The organism is Mycobacterium sp. IEC1808 (assembly GCF_002101935.1).
In the GTDB taxonomy this organism is placed as follows: Bacteria; Actinomycetota; Actinomycetes; order Mycobacteriales; family Mycobacteriaceae; genus Mycobacterium.
In genome coordinates this window covers 26,180-34,039 of the sequence record NZ_LQPV01000043.1, presented here as the reverse complement: position 1 = coordinate 34,039, position 7,860 = coordinate 26,180, and the positions used below count along the sequence as shown (strand labels likewise).

Sequence of the window (7,860 nt, the reverse complement as noted above, 5' to 3'; positions counted from 1 at the left end):
GGCGGGAATTCGGAGGCGGCCGGCGGGGCAGGCGGGGCCGGCGGCAACGCCGGCCTGCTCGCCGGCGCGGCCGGGACCGGTGGCGCCGGAGGGCACGCCGACAGCGTCACCCAAGCCGGCGGCGCCGGCGGCGCCGGCGGGGCCGGCGGGCTGTTCTCCAGTGGCGGGGCAGGCGGAGTCGGCGGCACCACCCTGGACGGGACCGGTGGCGCCGGTGGAGCGGGGGGCGCCGGCGGAATGTTCGGGAGCGGCGGGGTCGGCGGGGCAGGCGGATCCAGCGACGGCCAGACCGGCGGGCTCGGTGGTGCCGGCGGCACCGGCGGGCTATTCGGCGGCGGCGGTAACGGCGGCAGCGGCGGGCACGGCGGGGCCAGCGGCGGAGCAGGCGGGACCGGCGGCAACGCCGGCATGCTCAGCATGGCAGCCGGAGGCGCCGGCGGCACGGGCGGCGAAAGCATCACCCCGGCGACCGGCAACGGCGGGGCCGGCGGGGCCGGCGGCAACGGCGGCCTGCTCTTCGGCGACGGCGGGGCCGGCGGCAACGGCGGGTTTGGCCCCACCAACGGCGGGAAAGGCGCGGCCGGCGGCAATGCCGGCCTGCTCACCGGCTCCGGCGGCGCCGGCGGCGCCGGCGGGGACGGCGGAACAGCTCTGGGCGGCGCAGGTGGCGCCGGCGGCAGGTCCGGGCTCATCGGGAACGGCGGTAGCGGCGGTAGCGGAGGAGCCGGCGAGGCCGCCGCCGGCAGCACCGGCGGCGCGGGTGGCGCCGGTGGCAGCGGCATGCTGATCGGCGACGGCGGTAACGGCGGCAACGGCGGGCTCGGCGCGACCCGGGGCACGACCGGTGCGGGCGGCATCGCCGGTCAGCTGGTGGGCCTGGATGGATTCAACGCTCCCGCCAGCACCAACCCGCTGCACACCATTCAGCAGCAGGCGCTCAACGCGATCAACGCGCCCACCGAGGCACTGACCGGGCGCCCGCTGATCGGCAACGGCGCCAACGGCGCTGCAGGGACGGGCACCGCCGGCGGGGACGGCGGGCTCCTGTTCGGCAACGGCGGGATCGGCGGCTCCGGCGCGGCCGGCGCTGCCGGTGGCCACGGCGGGGCCGGCGGCGGGCTGTTCGGCGCCGGCGGCTCCGGCGGCACGGGCGGCGCGTCGGCAACTGGCAACGGCGGGACGGGCGGGGCCGGCGGCAACGGGGGGCTGTTCGGCTCCGGCGGAACCGGCGGAGCCGGCGGAAGGGCACCCAACGGCGCCACCGGCGGAGCCGGTGGGGCGGGCGGCAACGCCGGCACCCTCGCAGGCGCCGCCGGGGACGGCGGCGACGGCGGAGTTGCCTTCACACCCGGGGTGGGCGGCGCAAGCACCGGCGGCGCCGGCGGAGCCGGCGGCAATGGGGGGATATTCGCCAGTGGCGGGGTCGGCGGAAACGGCGGGTTCGGCCTCACCAGCGGCGCGGGCGGGGCCGGCGGAGCGGGCGGCATGCTCTCAGGCGACGGCGGAGCCGGCGGGGCAGGCGGGTTCAGCAGCCTCAACGGCAGCAGTGGGGCCGGCGGGAACGGCGGCAACGGCGGGCTGTTCGGTGCCGGCGGCAACGGCGGCACCGGCGGAAACAGCCAAACCACCGCCGGGGCGGGGGGGCACGGCGGCAACGCCGGCCTGCTCAGCATGGGCGCGGCCGGCGGGGCGGGCGGCACCGGCGGCAGCAACGACGGCACCGGCACCGGCGGGGCGGGCGGCGCCGGTGGCAACGGTGGCATGCTCTTCGGCGACGGCGGCGCCGGCGGCACCGGCGGCGGCGGCGGGTTCAGCGGCGGGTCCGGCGGCGCCGGCGGCAACGCCGGCCTGCTGGACGGCGACGGCGGCGACGGCGGCTCCGGCGGAGCTGGGGCCCCGGTGTTCAGCAATCCCGGTGGCGCCGGTGGGGCCGGCGGCACTGCAGGGTTGTTCGGCGACGGCGGCGACGGCGGGGCCGGAGGCAGTGTCGGCGGCAACGGCGGAAAGGGCGGCAACGCCGTCGTAATCGGCGACGGCGGCAACGGCGGCAACGGCGAAATCGGCACGCCGCCCGGCACACCGGGCACCGGCGGGAACGGCGGGCTGCTGCTGGGCCAGAACGGGAAGAACGGGACGCCCTAGCCGGACGACGCTGCACGAGCATGACGCCACTGCGACAAATCGGGCCGATCCTCGCAGTGGCGTTACGGTCGCGGCGCCGGAGGCGGCTACCCCGCCTGCTTGACCGGCGGCCGATAGAAGATCAGCAACTGCCCGACGGCACCGGCCAGGCCGAGCCCCGCGGAGATCACCAGGCCGGGCCAGCCGGGGAACCACAGCTTGTCGCCGAAAATCAGGTAATCCAGGCTGAGCCGGCCGGGACCCAGCGTGGCCACCGCGACGGCGCTGACCGCCAGCACCAGGTTGTACTCCCAGCCCTCCTTGACGATGAAGAAGCCGTTGGCCCGGTGCACGGTCCACGCCGCGACCAGCATCAGCGAGACGAAGCCCGCGGCCGGGATCGGCGTAAGCAGCCCGGCCGCCAGGCCCAGCCCGGCGGACACCTCGGTGATGGCGGCCACGGTGGCGTGGAACTTGCCCGGCTTCATGCCGATGCTCTCGAACCACCGAGCGGTTCCCGGAATCCGGCCGCCGCCGAAGAACTTATTGAAGCCGTGCGCGGCGAGCGTCAGTCCCAGCACCAGCCGCAGGAGCAGTAACCCGACGTCATACACATTCATAGGTGCAAACCTAGCGGGTAGCGGTCCGAGATCCGGAGAGGAGCCCGACATCAAGATCGCGATCATTGGTGCCGGCAATGTTGGAAAAGCATTGGGCACCGCGTGGGCCGATCGGGGCCACCGGATCATGTTCGGTGTCCGAAGCCCGGACGACCCGAAATACGCGTCGCTGGGTTCCGTCGAGACCAACGAATTCGCCAGCACGGCAGCCGATGTCGTGGTGCTGTGCACGCCGTGGCAGAGCACGCAGGCGGCGGTGCAGGGCTGCGGCGACCTGTCGGGCAAAGTCCTCATCGATTGCACCAACCCGTTGACACCGGACGTCACGGCGCTCGAGGTCGGGTTCGACAACTCCGGCGCCGAAGAAGTCGCGAAGTGGGCGACCGGCGCCCGGGTCTGCAAAGCGATGAACCAGATCGGCGCGCCGATGATGGACGCCCCCCAACTGCCGGGCCGACCGGTCATGTTCGTCTGCGGCGACGATGACGACGCCAAGGCGGTCACCGCCGGGCTGGTCGGCGAACTCGGCTTCGAGACCGTCGACGTCGGCGACCTGGCACTGGCGCGCCTGCTCGAGCCTTATGGGCTGCTGTGGATCCACCTGGCGCTGCGCCGCGGGCTGGGCACCAACTTCGGCTTCGGGCTGCTGCGCGGGCAGTCCTGACATACTCGTCGAGGCCCGCCGGGACGGTCCCGGCAAAGCGTGCCGCACGACGAGGGGGTGCACCACGACCCGAAGCGAGGAGGGCACCCCGGACTACGCGGCCGTCGTCGCGCTCGACGGCGACGCGCGTCACCCGAGAGAGCTGCTCGGCAACAAGGGCCACGGCATCGACGCGATGCGCCGGCACCACCTGCCGGTACCGCCCGCGTTCTGCCTCACGACCGAGGTGGGCCGCAACTGCCTCGCCGACCCCGCCGCGACGATGGACGCGATCTGGGACGACGTGCTCGACCGGATGCGCTGGCTGGAGGCGCAGACGTCGCGCACCTTCGGGCGGGGCCCGCGGCCGCTGTTGGTGAGCGTCCGCTCGGGGGCCACGCACTCCATGCCCGGCATGATGGACACGATCCTCGACTTGGGCATGAACGACGCCGTCGAAGACGCACTGGCGGCCGAAGGCGGCCCCCAGTTCGCCCGCGACACCCGGCGGCGCTTCACGCACATGTATCAGCGAATCGTGGGCAGGCCGGCCCCGGCCGACCCCTACGCACAGCTGCGCGCCGGGATCGAGGCGGTGTTCGCCTCCTGGGATTCGCCCCGCGCGGTCGCCTACCGCGCCCACTACGGCCTCGACGATCGGGGCGGCACCGCCGTCGTCGTACAGGCGATGGTGTTCGGCAACCGCGGCCCCAACTCCGGTGCAGGAGCGTTCTTTTCGCGCAACCCGATAACGGGCGCCGACGAGCCCTTCGGCGAGTGGCTTCCCGGGGGGCAGGGCGACGACGTGGTGTCGGGACTGGTCGACGTGGGGCCGATCACGGCCCTGCGCGACGATCAACCCGCCGTCTACCACGAGCTGACGGACGCCGCCCGCCGCCTGGAGCGGCTCGCGGCCGACGTCCAGGAGATCGAGTTCACCGTCGACGGCGGCAAGTTGTGGCTGCTGCAGACGCGGGCGGCCGAGCGCTCGGCGCAGGCCGCCGTGCGGCTCGCCCTCCGACTGCGCCACGAGGGGCTCATCGACGACACCGAGGCGCTGCGCCGGGTGACGCCGGCGCATGTCAAGGCTTTGCTGCAGCCCTCGTTACAGCCAGAAACACGTTTGGCTGCACCACTTTTGGCCGCCGGACTGCCGGCGTGCCCGGGTGTGGCATCCGGCACCGCGTACACCGACGTCGACGAGGCCCTCGACGCGGCCGACCGGGGCGAACCGGTCATCCTGGTGCGCGATCACACCCGACCCGAAGACGTCCTGGGCATGCTGGCCGCCCAAGGAATCGTCACCGAGGTCGGCGGCGCCGCCAGCCACGCCGCGGTCGTCAGCCGCGAACTGGGCCGGGTGGCGGTGGTGGGCTGTGGCCGCGGCGCCGCGGCCGCCCTGGCCGGCCGCCAGGTCACCGTCGACGGCTCCGAAGGCGAAGTGCGCGAGGGCAATCTGAGCCTGTCGGCGTGGTCGGAGGACGACACGCCGGAACTGCGCGAGCTGGCCGACATCGCGCGGCGCATCAGCCCGCTGCGCGCGCACGCCGCCGGCGACCATCCGAGGCTCGATGACACCTCCGACGCCGCGGTGCGCGCCGCCATCGACGAAGGGCGCACCGACGTGGTTTCGCCCAAGCCGCTGATCGTCATGCTGACCGCTCTGCGGCTAACGGCAGGGGTCGCCACGTGACCGAATTGGTTGTGCTCCAAGCGGTCCGGCTGAAGGGGCGGGTGCGTCCGGCCGACCTGGCCGCGACCCTGGGCCGCGATCCCGGGGACATCGCCGCCATCGTGGAGCGGCTGACCGCGTCGGGGCTACTGGTCGACGGCGCGGCGTTGCGGATCAGCCCCAGCGGGCGCGCCCGGTTGCAGGCCTTGCTCGACGAGGAGCGCGCGGGGGTGGACCCGGCCGCGATGGCCGCCGCGTACGACGACTTCCGGCCCGTCAACACCGATTTCAAGTCACTGGTCACCGACTGGCAGCTCAAGGGCGGCCCGAACGGCACCCCCAACACCCACGATGACGCCGAATACGACGGCGCGATACTGGCGCGCCTCGACGGCGTGCACGCGCGGGTGCTGCCGATCATCGACGCCGCCGCGGCGCAGTTGCCGCGGTTGACCGCCTACGCGGCGAAACTGTGCGCGGCGCTGGACAAGGTGAAGGCCGGCGATACCGCCTGGCTGGCCAGACCGCTCATCGACTCCTACCACACCGTGTGGTTCGAGCTACACGAGGAACTGATCGGCGCCATGGGCATGACCCGTGAAGAGGCGGCGAAATCGGATGACGCGCAATAGCTCTCACAGCACGGCATCTAACAGCCGGACGTACTCGTCGATATCGGGAATGGCGGACTCGGCGGCGTGCACGCTGATCGCCACGGTGTCGCCGATGCCGTGCACGCCATGAGTCAGGCCCATCGCCGGCGACAGCGCCGGGTACCCGGCCGTGAGTACCACCCGGGCGCCGCCGAAGTTCAGGTCGGCGGCCCCGCGGTTGACGCTGGACACCACGGTGTTCCCGGACACCTGGGGCGGGCGGACGTCGGCGTCGAACTGCGCTACGCCCCAACGCAGTAGCCCCGCGGGCACCGCGGCGAACGCCCGGTCCGCCGCACGCGTGGCCGGATGTTCGAAACGGCGCCGGCCGTTGGCCAGGTCGGCGGCGATGCGCTCGAGCCGGGCATCGACTCCAAGCTCCGGGTAGAGCCCGACGACCACGTTGCCGAAGTGATTATTCGCCTGTGCCACAACTGGTTTAGCCATCGGCACCTCAGCACCCAGCGAATCTGTCCCCTCGCCGAGCAGCGTGGACAGCGCGGTGGACACCGCGGCCAGCGCCCCGACGGTGACCGTGGGGCCGCGCAATTGCGAGCGACGCCGGACCAGCGTGCGCACCGATCGCGCGGCGCCCGGGCGGGCGTTGGTGGCCTGCAACGGACGGGGCCCGAGCGCCGGCGTCAGCAACCCGGCCCGGGTGTCGCGAATCAGCCGCCGATGGGCGCGCGCCGCATCGACGGCCCGCCACGGCAAGAACCCCGCCGACGGCCGGGCCACCTCCGGCACCGGCGCGTCGCGGCCGAAAAGCCAGGCCGCCATCGCCGCCGCCCGCGCGCCGTCGGCCAACGCGTGCGCGATCTGCAGGACCGCGACGGTGCCCGCTCCGCGCACCCCCGGAACGCCCCGCACCGGGGTGAACACGTGCAGCCGCCACGGCATCCGGCGCGCGTCCAGCTGGTCCGCCGCAAGGCCGGCCACGGCCGTCAGGCATTCGCTCCAATCCCGGACGGCCGGGTCGTGACGGACCGCCGATTCCGGATCGACCACCGCCGGCACCCACCGGGGGTAGGCCAGCCGGCCGCGCTCCCGGATCCGAACCGTCAGGCCGGGGCACTCGCGCGCCCGCCGGCACACCCGCTCGACCGCGCCCCCGAGATCCTCGGGTTCGCCGTCGAACGCGTACAGCAGGAACTCGTCGTTGGGAACCTTGGCCGACATCCAGTAGAACTGCGCATCGACGGCCGCCATCCGCCGCGCCGTCATGGCCTTAGCCGGGCGAGCCGATGAACGTGAGCACCAGGTTGGCGACCTTGTCCGGCTGTTCGAGCTGCAGGAAATGCCCCGCGTGGTCCACGATGGCGGCCTCGCTGCCCGCGGGCAGCGCCTTTTCCGTCCACTGGGTGAAAGCCGATGTCATGCAACCGTCGTCGCGGCCATGCAGGTAGAGACAGGGCAGCAGCGGCGCCTCGGTCCACAGCCGGTTCAGCTCGGCGTACTTCTCCGGCGGCCGCGGCGCGCGGATGGTGGCACGGTACGGTCCCAGCGCCGCCCGCCAGCTCTCCGGCGTGCCGATCGCGGCGTCGACGTGGCGCAAGTCCTCGTCGGCGTGGTAGCCCGGCGACCACCGCCGCCACAGCAGCGGCAGCACCCACGACGCGGAACGCTCGGGCAGCCAAGGCAATTGGAAGTAGAGGATGTACCAGCTGCGCAGCAGTTGCGGCGGTAGGTGGCCGATGAGCCGCGCCCGCTCGGCCACGCCGCCCCGGCGACGAAAGCCCGCCGTGACCGGCACCGACATGATCACCGCCTTGGCGAACGGGCTGTCGGGCATCGCGGCGAGGCCGGTCGCCGCCATGGCCCCCCAGTCGTGGCCGATCACGACATCGTGCTCGGTGCCGCCCGCGGCCGAGCGCACCCGCAGGGCGTCGTCCATCAGCGCGCCGACGTGAAAATCGCCGTCGGTCGGGATCGACGAGGGCGCGTACCCGCGCATGAACGGCGCGACGACCCGCCACCCCGACTCGACGAGTCGCGGAGCGAGCTTGCGCCACCCGTACGCGGTGTCGGGGAAGCCGTGCAGGCACAACGCGATCGGGGCGTCCGGTGGCCCCCAGGTGAGCGCCTTCAGATCCCCGGCCGGGCCGGGCACGTCGATCCAGCCCGGTTCACCCACCCCGGTCCCCCTGGGCA

7 protein-coding genes are annotated in these 7,860 nt (G+C 73.8%); 4 read left to right on the top strand and 3 right to left on the bottom strand.

Translation table 11 applies throughout. The annotated features are described in order from the left end of the window. Nucleotides 1-2,142: PE family protein (locus AWB92_RS30200; RefSeq protein WP_193791418.1), on the top strand; the 2,142-nt coding region annotated here is incomplete at its 5' end. Between the two features lie 86 nt (nucleotides 2,143-2,228). Here AWB92_RS30200 and AWB92_RS21785 read toward each other — a convergent pair. Then, a complete protein-coding gene (locus tag AWB92_RS21785) occupies nucleotides 2,229-2,741 on the bottom strand; it encodes a DoxX family protein (RefSeq protein ID WP_085189338.1) in 513 nt (170 codons plus the stop codon). On the opposite strand from AWB92_RS21785, the gene AWB92_RS21780 reads away from it, so the two are divergent. From AWB92_RS21780 to AWB92_RS21770, 3 genes are read left to right on the top strand one after another with little or no spacing between them, the layout of a single operon-like run. Next, nucleotides 2,740-3,405 carry an NAD(P)-binding domain-containing protein gene (locus AWB92_RS21780; RefSeq protein ID WP_346962957.1) on the top strand — a complete coding sequence of 222 codons (666 nt, stop codon included), beginning with the start codon at nucleotides 2,740-2,742 and terminating at the stop codon, nucleotides 3,403-3,405. The two genes, AWB92_RS21785 and AWB92_RS21780, sit on opposite strands and share 2 nt — an antisense overlap. After that, nucleotides 3,323-5,077 (top strand): pyruvate, phosphate dikinase, encoded by a 1,755-nt coding sequence (locus AWB92_RS21775; RefSeq protein WP_241523542.1) that lies wholly within the window; start codon nucleotides 3,323-3,325, stop codon nucleotides 5,075-5,077. The genes AWB92_RS21780 and AWB92_RS21775 overlap by 83 nt, the downstream gene beginning before the upstream one ends. Beyond that, nucleotides 5,074-5,688: a MarR family transcriptional regulator gene (locus AWB92_RS21770; RefSeq protein WP_085189336.1), complete on the top strand. Its 615-nt coding sequence runs from the start codon at nucleotides 5,074-5,076 to the stop codon at nucleotides 5,686-5,688. The genes AWB92_RS21775 and AWB92_RS21770 overlap by 4 nt, the downstream gene beginning before the upstream one ends. 3 nt (nucleotides 5,689-5,691) lie before the next feature. Here AWB92_RS21770 and AWB92_RS21765 read toward each other — a convergent pair whose 3' ends face one another. Together AWB92_RS21765 and AWB92_RS21760 are read right to left on the bottom strand one after the other, a co-directional pair. Beyond that, nucleotides 5,692-6,933, bottom strand: a complete 1,242-nt coding sequence (locus tag AWB92_RS21765) for a WS/DGAT domain-containing protein (RefSeq protein WP_085189334.1) — start codon at nucleotides 6,931-6,933, stop codon at nucleotides 5,692-5,694. Between the two features lie 4 nt (nucleotides 6,934-6,937). Continuing rightward, nucleotides 6,938-7,843: an alpha/beta fold hydrolase gene (locus tag AWB92_RS21760; protein ID WP_085189332.1), complete on the bottom strand. Its 906-nt coding sequence runs from the start codon at nucleotides 7,841-7,843 to the stop codon at nucleotides 6,938-6,940. Nucleotides 7,844-7,860: the final 17 nt, after the last annotated feature.

Bases quoted from the DNA above. Each gene is read 5' to 3' on its own strand.
- AWB92_RS21775 (WP_241523542.1), top strand. From the start codon at position 3,323: ATGGGCTGCTGTGGATCCACCTGGCGCTGCGCCGCGGGCTGGGCACCA.
- AWB92_RS21765 (WP_085189334.1), bottom strand. From the start codon at position 6,933: ATGACGGCGCGGCGGATGGCGGCCGTCGATGCGCAGTTCTACTGGATG.
- AWB92_RS21785 (WP_085189338.1), bottom strand. From the start codon at position 2,741: ATGAATGTGTATGACGTCGGGTTACTGCTCCTGCGGCTGGTGCTGGGA.